This is a genomic window from Sporosarcina sp. NPDC096371 (assembly GCF_044762865.1).
Taxonomy (GTDB): domain Bacteria; phylum Bacillota; class Bacilli; order Bacillales_A; family Planococcaceae; genus Sporosarcina.
The window spans coordinates 87,263-105,843 of the sequence record NZ_JBIWFE010000002.1 but is presented as its reverse complement, the minus strand read 5'-3'; the positions used below and the strand labels follow the sequence as shown (position 1 = coordinate 105,843).

Annotated in this window: 16 protein-coding genes; 6 read left to right on the top strand and 10 right to left on the bottom strand. The window is 40.7% G+C overall.

Features of this window, described 5'->3' with window-relative positions:
• Positions 1-67: 67 nt before the first annotated feature.
• Positions 68-901 (top strand): TetR/AcrR family transcriptional regulator, encoded by an 834-nt coding sequence (locus ACIQ0H_RS06465; RefSeq protein WP_403412599.1) that lies wholly within the window; start codon positions 68-70, stop codon positions 899-901.
• A gap of 65 nt (positions 902-966) precedes the next feature.
• Here ACIQ0H_RS06465 and ACIQ0H_RS06460 read toward each other — a convergent pair whose 3' ends face one another.
• Complete coding sequence (locus tag ACIQ0H_RS06460) at positions 967-1,701, bottom strand: sulfite exporter TauE/SafE family protein (protein ID WP_403412597.1); 735 nt, start codon at positions 1,699-1,701, stop codon at positions 967-969.
• A gap of 379 nt (positions 1,702-2,080) precedes the next feature.
• Here ACIQ0H_RS06460 and ACIQ0H_RS06455 point away from each other — a divergent pair, with 379 nt between their 5' ends.
• A complete protein-coding gene (locus tag ACIQ0H_RS06455) occupies positions 2,081-3,397 on the top strand; it encodes a serine aminopeptidase domain-containing protein (protein WP_403412596.1) in 1,317 nt (438 codons plus the stop codon).
• 243 nt (positions 3,398-3,640) lie between these two features.
• Here ACIQ0H_RS06455 and ACIQ0H_RS06450 read toward each other — a convergent pair whose 3' ends face one another.
• From ACIQ0H_RS06450 to ACIQ0H_RS06440, 3 genes are read right to left on the bottom strand one after another with little or no spacing between them, the layout of a single operon-like run.
• Entirely contained in the window at positions 3,641-4,345 is a 705-nt protein-coding gene (locus ACIQ0H_RS06450; RefSeq protein WP_403412594.1) for a hypothetical protein, read from the bottom strand.
• 16 nt (positions 4,346-4,361) lie between these two features.
• A complete protein-coding gene (locus ACIQ0H_RS06445; protein WP_403412592.1) occupies positions 4,362-5,414 on the bottom strand; it encodes a FecCD family ABC transporter permease in 1,053 nt (350 codons plus the stop codon).
• Positions 5,411-6,412 carry a FecCD family ABC transporter permease gene (locus ACIQ0H_RS06440; RefSeq protein ID WP_403413425.1) on the bottom strand — a complete coding sequence of 334 codons (1,002 nt, stop codon included), beginning with the start codon at positions 6,410-6,412 and terminating at the stop codon, positions 5,411-5,413. The genes ACIQ0H_RS06445 and ACIQ0H_RS06440 overlap by 4 nt, the downstream gene beginning before the upstream one ends.
• 113 nt (positions 6,413-6,525) lie before the next feature.
• Here ACIQ0H_RS06440 and ACIQ0H_RS06435 point away from each other — a divergent pair, with 113 nt between their 5' ends.
• Together ACIQ0H_RS06435 and ACIQ0H_RS06430 are read left to right on the top strand one after the other, a co-directional pair.
• A complete protein-coding gene (locus ACIQ0H_RS06435; protein WP_403412590.1) occupies positions 6,526-7,476 on the top strand; it encodes an ABC transporter substrate-binding protein in 951 nt (316 codons plus the stop codon).
• Positions 7,477-7,766: 290 nt separating this feature from the next.
• Positions 7,767-8,015: a hypothetical protein gene (locus ACIQ0H_RS06430; protein WP_403412588.1), complete on the top strand. Its 249-nt coding sequence runs from the start codon at positions 7,767-7,769 to the stop codon at positions 8,013-8,015.
• A 104-nt stretch (positions 8,016-8,119) separates the two neighbouring features.
• Here ACIQ0H_RS06430 and ACIQ0H_RS06425 read toward each other — a convergent pair whose 3' ends face one another.
• On the bottom strand, positions 8,120-8,476 hold the full coding sequence (locus ACIQ0H_RS06425; RefSeq protein WP_403412586.1) for a DoxX family protein: 357 nt from the start codon (positions 8,474-8,476) through the stop codon (positions 8,120-8,122).
• A 255-nt stretch (positions 8,477-8,731) separates the two neighbouring features.
• Between ACIQ0H_RS06425 and ACIQ0H_RS06420 the strand changes: the two genes are divergently transcribed.
• Positions 8,732-9,640 (top strand): Gfo/Idh/MocA family protein, encoded by a 909-nt coding sequence (locus ACIQ0H_RS06420; protein WP_403412584.1) that lies wholly within the window; start codon positions 8,732-8,734, stop codon positions 9,638-9,640.
• 71 nt (positions 9,641-9,711) lie between these two features.
• On the opposite strand, the gene ACIQ0H_RS06415 is transcribed toward ACIQ0H_RS06420, so the two are convergent.
• The 4 genes from ACIQ0H_RS06415 to ACIQ0H_RS06400 all read right to left on the bottom strand — a co-directional run bounded on the left by ACIQ0H_RS06415 (position 9,712) and on the right by ACIQ0H_RS06400 (position 12,886).
• Positions 9,712-10,278 carry an NADPH-dependent FMN reductase gene (locus tag ACIQ0H_RS06415; protein ID WP_403412583.1) on the bottom strand — a complete coding sequence of 189 codons (567 nt, stop codon included), beginning with the start codon at positions 10,276-10,278 and terminating at the stop codon, positions 9,712-9,714.
• Between the two features lie 12 nt (positions 10,279-10,290).
• On the bottom strand, positions 10,291-11,349 hold the full coding sequence (locus ACIQ0H_RS06410) for an LLM class flavin-dependent oxidoreductase (protein ID WP_403412581.1): 1,059 nt from the start codon (positions 11,347-11,349) through the stop codon (positions 10,291-10,293).
• Between the two features lie 98 nt (positions 11,350-11,447).
• Positions 11,448-12,389, bottom strand: a complete 942-nt coding sequence (locus ACIQ0H_RS06405) for a ring-cleaving dioxygenase (RefSeq protein ID WP_403412580.1) — start codon at positions 12,387-12,389, stop codon at positions 11,448-11,450.
• A gap of 53 nt (positions 12,390-12,442) precedes the next feature.
• Positions 12,443-12,886, bottom strand: coding sequence for a MarR family winged helix-turn-helix transcriptional regulator (locus tag ACIQ0H_RS06400; RefSeq protein ID WP_403412578.1), 444 nt, complete (start codon positions 12,884-12,886; stop codon positions 12,443-12,445).
• Positions 12,887-13,108: 222 nt separating this feature from the next.
• On the opposite strand from ACIQ0H_RS06400, the gene ACIQ0H_RS06395 reads away from it, so the two are divergent.
• The gene (locus ACIQ0H_RS06395) at positions 13,109-13,324 is read left to right on the top strand and encodes a hypothetical protein (RefSeq protein ID WP_403412576.1); all 216 of its coding nucleotides are present in this window, start codon (positions 13,109-13,111) and stop codon (positions 13,322-13,324) included.
• Between the two features lie 69 nt (positions 13,325-13,393).
• On the opposite strand, the gene ACIQ0H_RS06390 is transcribed toward ACIQ0H_RS06395, so the two are convergent.
• Positions 13,394-18,463 (bottom strand): TIM-barrel domain-containing protein, encoded by a 5,070-nt coding sequence (locus ACIQ0H_RS06390; RefSeq protein ID WP_403412574.1) that lies wholly within the window; start codon positions 18,461-18,463, stop codon positions 13,394-13,396.
• Positions 18,464-18,581 lie beyond the last annotated feature (118 nt).

The following is an 18,581-nucleotide window of genomic DNA, read 5'->3' as shown; positions in this document are numbered from 1 at the left end:
TCAATTTCTTATACTAATGACTAATGGGTCATATGTCAACGAAAACCCCTAGGAGCGATTATAACTAATGACGAAAAAACAGTTGATTATGGAAAAGGCAATAGAACTTTTCGCCGAAAAAGGCTTCGAAGCTACCTCTGTCCAACAAATAACCGAGGAATGTGGCATCTCTAAAGGCGCGTTCTACTTATCATTCAAATCAAAGGACGAATTGATTTCAGCATTGATTGATTACTTTATGATGCAGTTCACTTCCGATATTGACTACGTGGTCAAGCATACTGAAAACGATGAAGATCTTTTATACAGATTTTATTACACCATCTTTAATTCCTTTCATAAGCATTCCGATTTCGCCAAAATTCTTATGAAAGAACAAATGCAATCCTTTAACGAAGAATTCCTCATAAAAATGCGTTCCTATGACCAATCACTGGAGACAGTAACGTTATCGATGGTTGAACGATTATACGGTGATGAGATCAAACAGACCAAATACGATGTTATGTACTGTGTTAAAGGCTTTATGAAAACATATTCAGAGTTATTTTTATTCTATAACTTACCATTAGATTTGGATTTACTAGCCAAGTCACTTGTGGAAAAAACAAATGTACTAGCGAGACATATTACAGTCCCATTTATTACTACCGAGCTGGTCCAACTGCGTCAACAGCCAATGAACGAAGAAGTAACGAAAGATCAGATTCTCGAAATCATTGAACAAAATATAATTGAAATTGAAGAGTCTATTGAAAAAGAATCGCTAATCCTTTTGAAGCAACAGCTACTTGAACCAACGTTAAGTCCTGCTCTTGTAAAGGGATTACTTGAAAACATTCGATCCCACTCACATTGTAAATGGGTCTCTTATTTACTTCGCAATTATTTTAAGTTTTAACAAAAAAAGAAAAAGCTATTTCAAAAATCGATGATTTTTGAAATAGCTTTTTAAAATTATAAACCTTATCCAAAATACTCCACAACAATTTGCACGATTAATAGGACTGTGACAACCCGAAGTATCGGCTTCACATGCTTGGCTTTCAATTTACGGGCAAGTCGAACTCCGAGCTGCGCACCACTGATTGAGCCCAACATGAGTGCAATCGTCAACGGCCATAGTATTTTCCCCGTTGAGATGTAACTAATGGAGGCGCCAAAACAGCTTGAAAAAATCATAATGCGAGATAATCCAACAGCTCTTAAATAAGAAATTTTCAATCGTGCGTAAACATACAACGCAAGAGTGCCACTTCCTGGACCAAATACACCATCGTAAATCCCGATACCATACAATGAAGCAGCACTCTTCTTCGTAACATGGAATGACTCACCGCCATCAAAGTCCGTTTTGCCTAAAAATGAGGTGATAAATGCAAAAGATAGCAGAACAATCGCAATGACAATCATCCACTCTTCTTTCAAAAAGGAAGCAATCACCCCACCTGTAATCCCTCCAGTTAGGCTAAGCGGGACAACCGTCAGCGCTTCTTTGACAGTGACTTCTTTATTTTTATAGATAACAAAAAAACTTGAAAATGAGCTCACCGTATTCGCAACTTTATTGGCTCCAATCGCAGAGTGAACAGGCAATCCCATCAGCAGCATGGCTGGTAAGCTGATCAGTCCCCCGCCCCCCGCTAATGTACCAAGCGTCGTCGCTACAAAGCCGATGAAATAAAGCATAACGTATTCCATAAGGCATCCTTCTTTCGCTCAAAGCTTCTATACGACTAGCATATTCTTCATACCTCCATAAGTAAATTCAATTGTACGAATGGATATGTATTCAGAAAACTTATGTCCTAATTGGTCATTGAACCTGTTCCTATCACCCCAGATTTTGAAGTACAAGTGTGGAAGTGTTAGAACTTTTCTTATAGCATACAACAGCACAGTCCTATTAGTGTCGCACGATAAAATATTTGTTGATCTTATAGCCTATCGCATTCACATATCGCATAAAATACAGTTAACTAGGGGTGGAACAAAGTGGAATTAAACATAGTTTCATTATTCTTTACTCACCAAACCAATTCTGTTATATTTTAAATAGAACAGAATTGGAGGAATTTGTATGAAGAAGTTAGGGATAATGTTTTGTTTACTGATTAGCATCGTTCTAGTAACTGCAGGCTGTAGCAAGAAAAAAGAACAAAAGCCAGAAACGAATTCGGAAGAGGTGAGTTCAATGGAAACAATTGAAGGTGTATGGAACGGCTCCATTAATATTCCAAACCAACCGTTGCCCATTATCCTGACATTTGACAAAACTAGCGGCAAAATTAGCATTCCCGCACAAGGAGTAAGCGATTATGCGCTAGCAACCGTAACGTTAAACGAGACAGAACTATTTTTCGAGATGAACATTCAAAATCAACGCCTCACCTTTGACGGCAAAGTCGAACAAGATAAAATCTCGGGTACATTCACGCAGCAAGGGCAATCTTTCCCCTTCGAATTAACAAAGGGCAGTCCAGAAGAAGTTGCTGAAACAGGAGACGTTGTTCAGGTTGCAGTAGAAAACGGAAAGATGGATGGTCTATTAGAAATCCCCCAAGGTGAAGGTCCCTTCCCGCTCATGGTGATTATTGCAGGCTCTGGCCCTACTGATCGTGACGGAAACTCACCTGCGTTGCCTGGGAAAAACAATAGTTTAAAAATGATTGCGGAAGGTCTAGCGGCAGAAGGCGTGGCCAGTATCCGATATGATAAGCGCGGAATCGGTGTGAACATAAGTTTAGCTGGCAAAGAAGAAGATTTACAATTCGACCACTATATTGACGATGCCGCCGCATGGGTTCACTTCGCCAAAAATGATCCAAGATTTTCAGAGGTCGGCATCATCGGTCATAGTGAAGGCTCATTAATTGGCATGGTAGCTGCTGAACAAGCAGATGCAGACACATACATTTCCATTGCGGGAGCAGGTAGACCGATTGACCAAGTACTTATGGAACAACTGGAAGCACAACTTCCGGCCAACCTACTCGAAGAATCTAACACAATTCTAGATAAGTTAAAACAAGGCGAACAAGTCCAAACTATAAGTCCTGAGTTGCAAAGTCTATTCCGCCCTTCTGTTCAACCCTATATAATTTCGTGGTTGCAATACGATCCGGCAGAACAGCTGAAAAAACTACAAGTCCCCGTCCTTCTAGTGAATGGTACTCGAGACATTCAAGTCCCGGTCAAGGATGCGGAACTGTTGCATGACGTGAAAAAAGATACTGAGCTGCTCATTGTGGACAACATGAATCATATCTTGAAGGAATCACCTGAAGATCGCGAAGGGAATATGGCGACCTATGGTAATCCAGATTTACCGTTAGCACAAGGGTTGATGGATGGGATAATCGAATTCTTGAAAGTTAAGGTTGTAAGCGAGAATTGATATGCCGTTTACGTCCTAATGCCCAACCAACACTTTGAGGATTCATACGAAAACGCCGAACATTTTAATGTCCGGCGTTTTTTTGTTTGATGGTAATCAATCTTAAGGTTCCAAAGCAATTCTACAATAAAAAAGAGCTGGGATATTATTATCCCTAGCTCTATATGTTGAACTTATGGTTTTCACATAATCTCCAGCGAAGGCATCCCCAAGCGCCAAGCGTTGTTGGTAAGATTCTTTAATTCAACATATCTTGTTACATGTCTTGTTTGCCAACGGACATTTTTTACAGCATTTATCTTTAGTGTGAAGTTGATAATATAAACAACATGTGGCCCTAGTCGTTTGCAATTCATGAAAGAACCGCATCGGGTGACTTACACCTGTACCGAAGTTTTCTGCTGGATGATCCAACAGCTCGTAAAAAATAGCCATATCCAATTGATGCTTTTCGAAAATCCATGCCATATAAATATAACAATTCTCCAATAGCACTTTCTTTGATAAGCCTTTTACTGTACTTAGTGAATCGATTACCGGGACCAGTAGTTTTCCGTAGACATTTGTTGCAATCCACTCCGCGTTCTGTCCCCCCTCCTCCTTCATTACAGGGGCGTTTCCAAAATAATAAGTAGGCAACCAGTTTTCATGGTTATCACTTTTCATGCATGCGATTTTGCTGCTATCCATCGTATATGCGATTCCATACTTCAAATAGGCATAGGTGAAGATTGCTCCTAAAAATCCAATTCGTTTTCCAATTAAAGAGGCAGTAACGGCTAGATTAGGCGCATCAAGTACTTCTTTTATTTCTAACAAAGTACGTTCTCTGGCCTCCGGAACAATCAAATCCTGTAAATAGAATGCTACTTGTTCCGTATATAGCTCGCGTCTCACACGGAAGTTCGTTTCCAAGTCCTCATATAGCTCATGCGTGCTCGTCCTCAATTCCATCACCCTCCCCTTACCGATTTCGTTGTTTAATCAGCAAATAGATAAAGTAAGGCGCACCGATTACAGCTGTCCATACACCCGCTGGCACTTCAATTGGGGCAAAAGCAACACGAGCAATCCAGTCTGCAACGAGGACGAGAATTGCGCCAATGACTGCCGAGAGCCCAACCAGCGAACCAAAAGTAGGGCCGACAATTCTTTTTGCGATATGAGGCGCGATTAATCCAACAAACCCAATGCCACCTGCGAAAGCAACGGATGCACCCGTCAAGCCAGCGCACAGTAAAAGGAAAATAATTCGGCTCTTTTGAACCGGCGATCCAGCACCTTTCGCCAAATCATCGCCAAGTTCTAAAATATTCATTTCCCTCGTCATGGCTAGTGTGAGGATGAAAAGAATCGAAATCCATATCGCAATCATTCGAACTTCGGTCCAGTTCGAACCGTAAATACTTCCAGTAATCCAAATATTAGCTTGGCTTGCCTGATAGATAGGTCCGACAAGCATAAGAACCGTCGTCCCTGCATGCATAAGAGCTGAAATTCCAATCCCGATTAGTAACATTCGAAATGGAGCAATACCGTTTTTCCAAGATAACATGAATACGAGGACCGCTGTAATCATCGCACCACCAAAGGCAAATAGTGGCATCCAATCTTGACTAACAGTTAGCGCATTACTTTCATTTGAAAACAACGCTAAAAATAAGACAACCCCAAATGAAGCCCCTGCTGTAATCCCGATAATATCCGGAGAACCAAGAGGGTTTCTTGAAACCCCTTGCAAAATGGCGCCCGCCGTCGCTAGCCCGACTCCAACTAAAATGGCCATTACAATACGAGGTAGTCGAAATTCAAAAATGATCGTTTGATCAAATGACTCGCCAATACCTAAAATAGCTTTCAAGACATTTAAAGGCGATATGAAAAACTCTCCCGATCCCATCGACAGAAGGGCTAGTACAATTAAAAGCACCGTTGCGATTGTCGTAGAGAATAAAGACTTTTTATCTACTATAAACGAAGCAAAATTTCCTATTCGGACTGTTCCTTTATTTTTCATGCTCCAATTCTCCTTCTCGCCACATAAATAAAGAATGGAACACCGATTAACGCAGTCATCACTCCGACCGGCACTTCTTTAGGCATAATAATGTATCGTGCGGCAATGTCGGATAAGAGTAATAGCATCCCACCGAATAATGCACAAAACGGAAATACCCACTGGTGTTGAATACCGATAAAGGACCGAACAATATGTGGAATAATAATTCCTACAAAACCAATAGGTCCCGCAATTGCCACCGAGATTCCCGCCAACACAACGACAATAAGTGAAAAAACAAGTTTTACTAGGACTACATTCTGTCCTAATCCAGACGCAACATCGTCCCCCATGGCTAATAGGTTCATTTGTTTCGCCAAAACAAAAGCGGCAAGTAATCCAATCACTAGATATGGAAACCCTGTTATCAATAAATCGATTGGCCGATTGGCGACAGAACCTGCCAGCCAAAATAATACTTGATCAAGTGCTGTTTCATTAATCGTTAACATTCCTTGCGTCATAGATGAGAATAATGCAGAAACAGCAGCACCTGCTAATACAAGCTTCATTGGCGTTAACCCTTCTCTGCCAATACTACTTAAGACAAAAACGACGCTAAATGACAAAGCAGCCCCGATTAACGCAAAGATCATATAGGATTGAAGACTTTGTAGATGGAAGAATACGACCCCAATTACGACAAAAAAAACGGCTCCAGCATTAATGCCTAAGATACTTGGAGAAGCTAACGGGTTTTTCGTAATGGATTGCATGATCGCCCCTGAAATAGCCAAACAAGCTCCTACAGTTGCAGCAATCAAAGCGCGTGGCAAGCGTACATTTTGTATAACAAGATGTGCCGTCGATCCATCATTCTCTTTGAATGCCGCAATAGCCGTAGACCAGCTTGTATCCGTATACCCATAGACAATGCTTGAAAATAAACAAATAATAAAAGCAAAACTACTTACAATAAGAGCAATCCACTTACCTTTAGTTGTATGTATCATAATGTCCCTACTTCGCTGAGAATTGTTTTCAATTAACTATTGACATGAATAATATTAGCATATAGGATACATAGTGTAAATGATTATCATTCTCAACCAATCGGAGGAAAATAGACATGAAAAAAGTTATGACATTCATAATGATTATGTGCATTCTTGTCTTATCGGCTTGCGGCGCTAATAAGACACCGAAAGAATCAAATGATCAAGCACAGCAAAATGACGAGAAAACATATACGGTTCAACATGCAATGGGCAGTACAGAAATAAAAGGAACGCCAAAACGTATTGTAATTCTAACAAATGAAGGTGCTGAAGCTCTTCTAGCAATGGGCATTCAACCTGTTGGCGCTATTCAATCTCCCGCACAAAAAGTTTGGTATGATCATATGGACATGACGGGTACTGAATCTGTCGGTATTGAATCTGAACCTAGCTTAGAAAAAATCGCCTCACTAAAGCCAGATTTGATTATCGGAAATAAAATGCGACACGAAGCAATTTACGAACAGTTAAACAAAATTGCTCCGACTGTTTTCGCTGAGACACTTCGTGGGGATTGGCAAGAAAACTTCAATTTGTATGCTAAAGCCGTAAACCAAGAAGAAAAAGGGAAAGAAGTATTAGACGCATACAATGGCCGTGTTGAAACGATCAAAACTGAACTTGGAGATCAAACAAAGAAAAAAATCTCAATGGTTCGCTTTATGGCAGGAGATGTGCGTATTTACCATAAAGACTCCTTCTCAGGTGTGATTTTAGATCAACTAGGCTTTGCACGTGCAGATGGACAAGATGTGGACGATTTTGCTGAAAGAGGCGTTACGAAAGAACGCATTCCAGCAATGGACGGAGATGTGCTCTTTTACTTCACTTATGAAACAGGGGATAACGAAGCAACAAAGCTTACAAATGATTGGATCGAGGACCCATTATTTAAAAATCTAAATGTCTCAAAAAATGGTAATGTCCACCAAGTGGATGATATCATTTGGAACACTGCTGGTGGCGTTTTAGCAGCAAACTTAATGCTTGATGATATTGAAGAATACTTTTTGAAAAAGTAATGAATCCATGCTCTTCTATCATTGAATGTGGATTAATAACTTGCATCAATAATCGTTTTTAGCAGACATTTTAATATGACAAACGGATTAGCCCTAAAGATGAGAATTTAAGGGCTAATCCGTTTTTTATTACGACCTACCTTGCTTCCTCCCCTGCTCATAAAAATATTGAATGGAGTACTACGCAACGCGCTTAAATAAGCATCTACATTCATTCAAACACCTATTCATAAACTCTTGGCGCAGGCCATATAGTTAGGCAGTATAGTTGTCAAATGGAGGAGGATATCATGCAGAATAAAGAAATGCGTTTACGTCGAATCCAACACCTTGCCCATGAAATCATGGATGAGATGAATCGAGGGAACCAGCCGAGACAGTGCGAGACATTACAACTTACGATTGATAATCTATCTCGGGCAATTGGAGATTTAGTAGATCCACACGGTCATTTTTCACTCGATTATATAGAAGATAAAGTGGGGAAAGCCCATTATTTATTGTTTAAAAATGAAAAAAAGGTCAAACTTCATACTTAATATGTGTCTGCCATAGCTAAGTGAAAACCCCATACTTTCGTAGAAAAAGTCTACGAAAGTATGGGGTTTCAGTATTCTTAAAAACATTAAAATAGACTAATCAATCAACCCATCATCGATAAACGGATAATAATTAGACAAAATGCAAAAATGCCCAACAACAAAATCAAAAACGTTTGTTTAAATGAGTCCTTAGCGCGCATATGCGTCGCAATACCACCAAGCGCTGTCAATCCAAGCAACAAAGCCCCCACTATTGCCCAGCTCGGCTCCCAAAAACCGATAATCAGCATTGCCGCACCAACTAATTCAACAATTCCCGTGAAAATCCGAAACCATTGCGGCAAGCCCCACTGCTTAAAGCCTTCCACATGCATCTTAGAACCCGTAACTTTCCCAGCACCCGCCAAAACAAACATCGACGCTAATAAAACCTGTAAAATGATTGCTACAATACTCAATGGATTTCCTCCTTTTCGTAATATAGGCAACTCTATTAAGCCTCATAAAGAATCATATTCGATTCCACATCCATTTGTTCACCAGCTTCCCCACAGTCAAACGACTTGTTGTACTCATCTAGTACCCCTCCTTAAATTGCAATCTCATTAAGCGCATTACAAAATACCTCACTTTTTATGCAAATGTATTATTCTAGGGCAATTGGAAACCGAATGCTGTAAGATGATAATATACAATGAAATAGGGGTGGTCATGTGAAAATCGGAATGATAGGCATTGGCGATATTGCAAAGAAAGCGTACTTGCCGGTTTTATCGCAAACAAAGGGAATTGAGCTCCATATTTGTACGAGGAATGAAGATACCTTGAATAAAGTCGCTGAAACATATTCGATTAGGCATCTCTATCAGGATTTCGACCAATGGCTAGCAAGTGGAATCTCAGCGGCATTCGTTCATTCATCAACAGAATCTCATGAAAGCATCATTGATAAGCTGCTCGATAACGGTATTCACGTTTATGTCGATAAACCCGTCACATATAACTTGGAATCATCGACACGTTTATTGAAAAAAGCCGAAAGCAAAGGGTTGCTCTTAATGGTTGGATTCAACCGGAGGTATGCTCTTCCTTATATGAAGTTAAAGGAATTGGCCGAACCGAATATGGTGGTCATGCAGAAAAATAGAGGGCATCATGCTGGAGAGGCACGGCAGTTTGTTTTAGATGATTTTATTCATGTGATTGATACGCTACTCTATCTGTTTCCCTATCCGATTGAACATATTCGCGTGCGAGGCAAACAGGAAAATGGTTTGCTTCATCATGTGGTTCTACAGTTGGAAGCCGCGCAAGGGACGGCTATCGGGATTATGAATCGTGACGCGGGTACATCTGAGGAAAAAGTAGAAGTCATGAATGCCCATGAAACGCGTAAGGTTATGAATGTCAATGAAGTGATCTCTCATATTGACAAAAACAGCCTCACTTACGGTGGCGATGATTGGCAGCCAACGCTTGTAAAACGCGGATTTCATGGTGTTATTACTGCTTTCTTGGAAGCTGTGAAAAGTGGACAAGTGTCTGCTGAATCCTATCAGCGGGATTTGGAAGCTCACGAACTAGCTGAAAAAATTGTGCAGACTCTTGATGATAAGCACTAAATCATTAAAAAACCCCAATCTCTCTGCGCTATAAATGAGAGATTGGGATTCTTATTGTCGTTACGAACTAGTTAAAACCCATATTCCGCATCTTTCTTCTCTCGAATCCCTGCATAAGCCTCAACAAGAAGTACGGTATCTTCCACTAATCGTTCCATGCGGAAGTGGACATCATCATTGACGATTTCTTTGCGATTGTAGTCTTTTTCTTCTATAAAGACATACGTCGGGACAATATGTGCCTTCATATACGCTAAAATTGGCTTTAACTGCTGTTCCACCATCAAATAATGTTTCGCAGTACCCGCTGTGACAAACATACTGACCACTTTATCGCGGAACGCATTGACGGGCAATAAATCAAAAATGTTTTTCAGTGTAGCCGGGATAGATGCTTGGAACGTCGGTGTGCCAAGGATAATAGCATCTGCTGCCATCAGTATTTCGGTCACATATTTCGTGTCACCCTCGTAATCCCAATAGTTCCGCCCGTCACTAAAGACCATGTCAAACTCAGCAAGATCCAGCAAAGTAATCTCCGCATCGGGGTATTTTTCTTGCGCTATATTGTGTATATAATTCATCGCCGTTCTGGTTTTAGACCCTACTTTAGAGCCCGATAGCAATGCAATTTTCATAATAGCCCCTCCTTATTTCTCAGTGGTATATTTTTTAACTGCTGGCAATATTTCTGTCGCAATCAACTCAATATTCTTCATAATTTTATCAAACGGTACGCCACCAAAATCAATTTGTGCCATAAAGCGTTGTTGGCCAAACAGTTCATACTGGCAGATCATTTTTTCAATAATCTGTTGCGGGCTACCAATCATTAACGCATCACGCACATCTGTTGATTGTGCAAATTGCTGCTTCGGATAGCCGCCACCTCTTAACGCCATCATGCCTGCATTCGCATGCGGATAATATTCGCGCAGCGCATCCTGTGAATTTTCTGCTGTATAGAATAAGCTCGTTGTCGCGATTGGTAATGCTGCCGGATCAAAACCACTACGCTGTGCCGCCTCACGGTAAGCATCCACCGATACCTTAAAGTTGACCGCCGGACCGCCTAGCGTTGTCAGCATCATTGGAATTCCTGCATATCCCGCCTTAATGGCACTTGCAGGTGGTCCACCAACTGCACGCCAAATCGGAAGATGACCATTTTGTGGTTGTGGTAAAATCGTAGCATTGTTCAATGGCGCACGGAATTGACCCTGCCACGTCACTGCTTCTTCATCATTTATCTTCATCAATAGCTCTAATTTCTCTTCAAATAATTCTTCATAATCCTGTACATCATACCCAAGCAAACTATAAGCCCCGATCCGTGAACCACGTCCCGCAACAATTTCAGCACGACCTTTTGAAATCAAATCCAGTGTCGCAAAGTCTTCATAGACACGCACAGGATCCGATACACTTAACACGGTTGCAGAACTCGCAATTTTAATGTTTTTTGTAGCTTGAGCAATCGCACCTAAAATGACCGTATGTGCTTGTGTTGTAAAATGCGTTTGATGGCTTTCTCCAACCGCAAATACATCCAAACCAGCTTCATCTGCCAGTTTACTTGCCTCTATTAATTCTTGAATACGTTGCTCCGCGCTAATCTTACTTCCTGTGAAAGGGTTTAGTAGATGATCCCCAATCGAATATAAACCAAATTCCATTCCTTTAGTTGTATCAATACGGTAGTTTTCCATAACAATGATTCTCCTTTTTTAATTCATTCTCTATTCCGCACGAATTCTACTCGTGACAGTGATAAACTCATCTTTGGCGGTGATATAATACCGCTTGCTTAGTCTATTGGCTGTAGTTTTGCTTCAATTTCTGCACGCTTACCTTCTAAAAACGTCGGTAGATCTAATTTTGTACCTAGCGCTTCAACAGTAGAATCCCTTGTAAAACCAGGCCCATCTGTCGCAATTTCAAAGAGAATACCATTCGCATCGCGGAAGTATAGGCTTTGGAAGTAAAAGCGATCGATGATTCCTGATGAATCAAATCCTCTTTCCTTCACGACACCATCCCAATAGCGCAACTCTTCCTCATTTTTCACGCGAATTGCCAAGTGATGAATACTGCCTCTCCCTGGCTTTTCACGCGGTCCATCTAGCTGCTTCAAAACAATTTCACCAAATGCTTGCCCTGCAACAGACTGATAAATCGCTTCCTCATCAGAATGCGCTACTTCGACATAGCCAAATAGATCGCGTAATGTTTTAGCTGTCCGCTCCAAATGACGAACGGTTATTTCGGTCGGCCCCATCCCTAAAATACGATGCGCTTGTTCCACAGGGGAACCTTCCCAAGCAGACCAAAATTCCGGAATCTCTTCACCATTATTATTTAATAAAATCAGGCGTAATCCTTCTGAATCCTCAAATGGCAATGCTGCTCGACCTGCATAAGTTGTAATCTCTCCATGTATCACATCTAATTGCTCAAAACGCTGTTTCCAGTACGTTAGACTTTCGAGTGATGGCACAAGTAAGCCGATTTGGGTAATGGCATTGGTTCCACGGACGGTTCTTCCCGCGTTCGTTATTTCAAAAAAGGATAACTCTGTCCCTGCACTTCCCGTTAAATCTCCGTAAAACAAGTGATACATCGATGGGCTATCTTGGTTAACCGTCTTTTTCACACGGCGTAAGCCTAATACTTCTCGATAAAAATGGTTATTCGTCTGAGCATCTTTAGTAATCATTGAAATATGGTGATGTCCTGGTATTTGATACATGGTAGTTCCTCCTTATTTTTTGATTGACTAGTCAAGTGATAGTGTAAAAAAAATCACTCTGGCGGCAATTCTTTTTTTTGACTATTTTTATGAATACGCGTCATCAACGCATATAGTGTTCTCTCTTCTTCTTTTGTTAATACATCTTCAAAAAATGATGTTTGAAACGCTAGTTGTGCTGGCATGGCCTCTTCTAAAATCGCTTCCGCCTTGTCAGTTAAGCTAATCATCTTCGTTTTCCATTCTTGCTTACGTACAATGCAACCATCTTTTTCAAGTCGTGCGAGCATACGGGAAATACCGCCTTGCGTCACGGTTACTTTTTCAGCTAATTCGCTTTGTGTTAGCGGCTGGTATATGTGAATTTGTACAAGTACATCAAATTGGGCAGTTGTTAAATCATAACGCTTTAAAAAATCATTCGACAGTTGGTTACTTTGATTTGTGAAACGCATTAAACGTAACCAAATGAGCGAGCCAATCGTATTATTACGCATTTTGTTTCCCTCCTCGTCGCTAACCTTATTATCACTTTACCATGCAAGTGATAAAAAAACAAGTAAAGTATCTCGAATGTAAAACTCCGTGGAATTCATCGGAACGAAAAAGGGATCTCTCATTAAATTCTCATTTTCGTCTAATATGCCTTTAATTTGCAAACGTTATTCTATACCTACAGAACAACTGGAAGACATCTTATCAGAACGGAGGCTGCGATTATGTTCTCTAAACTTCAAACGATAAAAGCATTTATTCAAAATCAAATTCATGATCGTTTTTCTTATACCATTTGCTATGAAGGGGTTGTCTATCAAGGCTTGTATGACAATGCGTTCATGAACTGGTTAAATCCAAATCCCTTGAGTAAGGAAGAAATCAAACAGATACAAAGAGCGAAATCCAATATAAATGCCAAACTGCACAACCTAATCTAAATTATAACGACAAACACGCCCTAGTGCCAAATTGGCTCCAGGACGTGCTGCAATAGTAACTAGTACTCATTATTTATTGATCAAATAATCCGTATGAGCATTCAAATCATTAAATGCCTTCTCAGAGATTTGCTTATTTCCATGCAAATTCGCAAGCAAATCTTTAAAGCCTTTCAAATGCTTCACAACTTTGTCAGTTGCCCCTGTGTTCTCATAATGACTTACTGCCGTTAAGTGAACTTGAAGGGAACGTGCGACAGTACTGTTAGCGAATTCCCCTGCCTTGTTAAATTCTTCAACAAGTTTTTGCAAGTCCGCAACGTTTTGAATCTTACTCTGCAATCCATTCAAAGCTGCAGTTAATTGAGCAAATGCAGCATCGATTTCTGCTTGGCTCGTACTGCTTGCCAGAACTTCTTTTCCGTTCGCTAGAGCCGCGCTAAAGACTGCCCAGCTTTCTTCCGTGTAGTTTTCCGCTTGTTTTTCTTCAGCTTTTGCAACTAATGATGCTAAAGCTGATGTATCCACTTGCGCGCTGTTCTTCGCCAAAAATTGAACTTCTGCAACGGATAACATGAGAGGTCCACTATGTGATTCCTCAAAAACAATCGTTACTTTACTGATTTTCGCCCCGCTCGGCATCGTCGTAACGGCCTCAGAAACACGGAACGTCACGGACTTATCCGTCGCCCCAACCGCTTTTGTCCCTAAATCATAGACATCGCCATTTACGCCATATGCTTTCGCGCTTAGCTTTTTGATCTTGCCATTTGTATATTGTGGACGATTAAACACTTCAAATTTAGTAACTGCTTGCGGTTTATTGAAATTGAAGTCAACCGCTAATGGTAGTGAAATACCATCTTGTGGTGTTAAATTCCACTTCAATTCTGCCAATGAATTCTCACTGATTTCACCATCAATCAGTTTTTCGAAAGCAGCTTCACCGTTTTGCATTTTCGATCCATCCCCAGTAGCCGTCATATCCTTATTCGTCAGGATGACCCCGTCTAGTGTTAATCCACGGATCGCATTTTGTAACGCTGCCAAAGCCTCGTTCACTTCTTGTTGTGTAGCTTTTTTATTGGCTACAACTTCTTTCGCAGTGTCAATTGCTGCTTCCAATACACGTACTGATTCTTGTGTGTAATCTTCTTTGTTAATTGCTTGTGCCTCTGCAATTTTTGATACCAAATCAGTCTTGTCTACTTCACCTTGTTCTGGCTCTTCGCCTGGTGCTAAGACCTTTCCGATTTTATCAATCGTTGCAAAAGATGTGTTCACGAGCAATGACCGTTTGATTGCCATGTCGAAGTTAAGATCTTTTTTCGCCTTTAGTTTAATAGTAGCTACTGTATTTGTACCCTCTACTGTAGCTTGGGATCCCTTATTAGAGAATGCGGCCATGATACGTTGTTCCGGCTGTCCTACCCCTGCAAGGATAGAGTAATTCAACATACCCTTCGTTGCATTTGTAGGTGAAACGATGCCGCAAGTGTCATCAGCAGCACAAGCCGTAACGATTTCATATTTGTTTGGATCTAAATTCAGCTCTAAATTGAAGGCATTGATATCCTTTAAGCCCACTCCGATAATGTCCACTGTAAATTCTTCGCCAGCTTTTATTTGTTGCTTATCTGGTCTAATATCCAGTGAACCGGCAATTGGTTTACCTGTTGCTTTGAGTGGTGTTGCGCCCAATTGTCCTGCTACATACATTAAATCGTAAGCATCAATGACGCCGTTGTAGTTAATATCCACTTTGGATACTTGTTCCCAAGCTGTATCGGTTTCATCGACACCCATATAGCTTGCGAAGAATAGTAGATCGCTTTCATCAATTTCACCGTTTGGAATGTTTTCACCTACAACCATTCCTTCTGTCTTGTCTTTTTTATAAGGTCTAAATTCTTGCGCACTACCAAAGTTCCCAACCGCTTCAGTAATTGTCAGCTTCAAATATCTAGCTGTTACATTATCAGTAAGGTCAATTGTTTTTACATCTTTATTTCTCACAAATTTTCCGTCAGTAATAATATTCTTATACACCTTTCCATCCAAACTGATGTCTAAGTTATACTTTAGGATCGTTCCATTACCCGCGTCAGGTCTTGGAAGATACTCTAACTTATCTAATTGATAAGCTAGCTTCATATCAATTTCAAACGTGTGTGGTAATTTGTTCCCCGTAGTCCAGTTCGTGTGCCACTGCGTATCATCTCTACCATCTACAGCCTGTGCTGCCCCACTACCTGATTGTTCACTGTTTGCTTTTGCCGACATATTCTTCGGTACATTTCTGTAACGATCAAGCTTCGTTTTAACATTCAGCTCTTCGCTCCAATTCGATGCACCCTTCGTGTTTACAGCTCTTACCTGATACGCGTATTCCGTATCAAACGGCAATTCAGCATGCGTATAGTAAGGCGCTTTTACACTGTCCGTCGCTTTAAACACATTTGTATACACTACATCATTAATCAGTAGGTCATAGGTTGTATTCTCGCCATCAACCTGATTCCACTCTAGCTTGATTTCTTTGTCTGTCACATTTGCGTCGTCCGCTTTGAAACCTGTTGGAACCTGTGGTATTTCTGCATCCACTACTTCCTTAACTTGCGTATTATTGAATCCGTCTACAGTTAATGTAACCGTATTAGCTGTAATATCCGTTTTCTGAACCTTCACCTGTAATTTAGGTGCTGTCATAACCTTCGTTTCTTCAAACTCCGAACCTTCTGTAGAGTACTTATTGAAATTCGGTTCTTCATTATAGAAATAAACATTGTCTAGGCTTTCGTATTCTTCTTCACTTGTAGCCTCTGTTAACGCGACTTCTGTAGCGCCAACTTTAACAGTTACTTGTTCAGGGTTTTGGCGTGTATTGATCAAGAATTCTGTCCCTCTATCCTTAACCATTCCTTTGTAGCCAGCTCCTGTTGCTTCACCTACAGTAATCACTGCACGATCGCCACTTACTTCTGAAGTGATTGTCGTTTTTGTATTTTTGTCCTCCTTATATTCAACTGTTTTTCCATCATCCTCATACATCGTAAATTCCGATTTACCTGATGGATAGACATCAAAGATTCTATTCTCTGAACCATCCAATTCGTTAATAGAGTTATTTTCAGGCGCCATCGGAATAATAGCTCCATCCTTCACAAATACAGGCGTTTTCCATAATGGCGCATCAAAGTTATTTAGCACAACGCCGCCCTTATATTGCTCACCTGTAAAGTAATCGATCCAAACTTGGTCCTCATCTGGAAGATAAATGCCGTTCCTTACGCCAGCCGTATGCTCGTCACCGTTATAAACAGGTGCTACTAGCATATTAGGTCCCCACATATACTGGTATTGTGTTTCCGTACCATACGTATATGGATCGTTCGGATATTCCAACATCATTCCTCTAATCATTGGCATAGATGTGGATGTAGATTCTTCCGCAATCGTATAGATATACGGCATCATTTGAGCTTTTAGTTTCAGATACATTCTATTAATGTCTGTATAAGGCTGTCCAAAATTCCACGGTTTCTTTTCTTTACTATAGTCTTGGCCGCCAGATGCCCATCCATCCATGTCGATTTCAACAGGCGTGAATGTTTTCCATTGGAAGTCTCTTGTTTGAATGACTTTGTCGCCTCCGAAGATCCCATCAACATCTGATCCGACATTCGGATTTCCTGATAATCCCGCACCAATGTAAGTTGGGATATGCATTCTGATATATTCCCAATTTCCACCGTATTGGTCTCCTGACCACAAGCTCGCATAGCGTTGAGTACCTGCCCACCCATCAAGGGAAATAATAAATGGACGTGCACCCCCAGAGTTCTCTTCCTTCTCAATTCCTTCCGCAGCTTGGCGCGTTGCATTTAACGCCATTGAATAACCATGTCCAACCCATGCAACGTCTGTTTTGATAGCTCTTACACCCGCTTTAACTTCCCCGTCAAGATCTCTTCGTAAAGGATCGTTTTCTGGTAAATTCGGGTCTGGATAAAGGTTACTTTGCGTCCACAAGCCAACTTCTACATCTCCAGCATTGGCTTTTTCCGAAAATTGCTCTAAATTGTCTAACCCGCTGTATCCACAACCATACCCATCATTCGGTAGAATCCAGCCTAGTGGCATATCCTCATCCGCATGGTCATCTATTACTTTGACAGCATCCTTTAATAGTGTGCGTTGATCTTTATGTCCATTATGCGTGCCATTAAAGCAGTCAGCATGCCCTAAGTAGAAAGCAAATTCCGGCATAAGCGCTGCCTTACCCGTTAACTCCGTGTATTCATTAATAATTTCAGGAATAGATTCTTCTACAAAATAATACGCGTCAAATCGATTCTCGTTATGAGAAAAAGTTGCTGTTTCTGAAAAATCATATACCCCTGGCTTAAATGTGTTACGCATCACACCGTAGCCCTCAGTACTTAAATAAAACGGAACCGGACTTGACGCAGCACCTGCATCCCAGCCTCCGCCAATGGCAATATTGATGGCAGTATTTTTATGTGAATAATAGCCGTTTTGTTGGCCGCCACCAAAAAAGTACTCGTTATCATTTGTATCTAACGTTTGGACTGTTTTATTATTTTCATATTTAAGTGGCTTACTTTCACTCCAAAGCACTTTTGATTTTGCTTTATCATATAGACTCATCTTTGAAGTTGCCTTGTCAATTCTTAATTCTACTGCATCCGTAGAAATCCTATAAATGTCAGCGTCACTTTCATCCACTGTGACCTTGATCGCACCATATTGTTCCATGTAACCGCTAACATTTTTGTCTATGATTGTTGTCGTATGATCCTTGCTATTAGGTGTTGGATATTCCGGAAACACTCCAGCTGGATCTAAATGTAATCTAAATAAGTTATCCTTCAGGAAACTCACTTTCATCTTTTCGCCTGTCGATAAATCAAGAAATACGTTACTACCTTCTTGTTTGATAGCTGTGATCGTACCAATCGTGTTCAGCGCTTCACTAGCTGCGGCTGCACGTTCCGTACTTATTGCCTCCATCGCACTAACTTGTGTTGGTGAAGGTAACATTCCAAACAGTAAAGTGGCTCCTAAAAATAAGGCCCCAAATTTTTTATTTCGAGCACGACTTTTTTTACTTTTCAAGATAATACACCTCCGCAAATTGATAAAATCTGATAATACTAACTTTGCTATATGGATTCTATAAAAGTGCGCGTGGGCGAACTTTAGATTAGTCGGTTTATCCATAGATGTATGGTTC

What these genes read in the sequence shown, in the direction of transcription:
- ACIQ0H_RS06465 (WP_403412599.1), top strand. Translation starts at nt 68, where the DNA reads ATGACGAAAAAACAGTTGATTATGGAAAAGGCAATAGAACTTTTCGCC.
- ACIQ0H_RS06460 (WP_403412597.1), bottom strand. Translation starts at nt 1,701, where the DNA reads ATGGAATACGTTATGCTTTATTTCATCGGCTTTGTAGCGACGACGCTT.
- ACIQ0H_RS06455 (WP_403412596.1), top strand. Translation starts at nt 2,081, where the DNA reads ATGAAGAAGTTAGGGATAATGTTTTGTTTACTGATTAGCATCGTTCTA.
- ACIQ0H_RS06445 (WP_403412592.1), bottom strand. Translation starts at nt 5,414, where the DNA reads ATGAAAAATAAAGGAACAGTCCGAATAGGAAATTTTGCTTCGTTTATA.
- ACIQ0H_RS06435 (WP_403412590.1), top strand. Translation starts at nt 6,526, where the DNA reads ATGAAAAAAGTTATGACATTCATAATGATTATGTGCATTCTTGTCTTA.
- ACIQ0H_RS06430 (WP_403412588.1), top strand. Translation starts at nt 7,767, where the DNA reads ATGCAGAATAAAGAAATGCGTTTACGTCGAATCCAACACCTTGCCCAT.
- ACIQ0H_RS06415 (WP_403412583.1), bottom strand. Translation starts at nt 10,278, where the DNA reads ATGAAAATTGCATTGCTATCGGGCTCTAAAGTAGGGTCTAAAACCAGA.
- ACIQ0H_RS06410 (WP_403412581.1), bottom strand. Translation starts at nt 11,349, where the DNA reads ATGGAAAACTACCGTATTGATACAACTAAAGGAATGGAATTTGGTTTA.
- ACIQ0H_RS06405 (WP_403412580.1), bottom strand. Translation starts at nt 12,389, where the DNA reads ATGTATCAAATACCAGGACATCACCATATTTCAATGATTACTAAAGAT.
- ACIQ0H_RS06400 (WP_403412578.1), bottom strand. Translation starts at nt 12,886, where the DNA reads ATGCGTAATAATACGATTGGCTCGCTCATTTGGTTACGTTTAATGCGT.
- ACIQ0H_RS06395 (WP_403412576.1), top strand. Translation starts at nt 13,109, where the DNA reads ATGTTCTCTAAACTTCAAACGATAAAAGCATTTATTCAAAATCAAATT.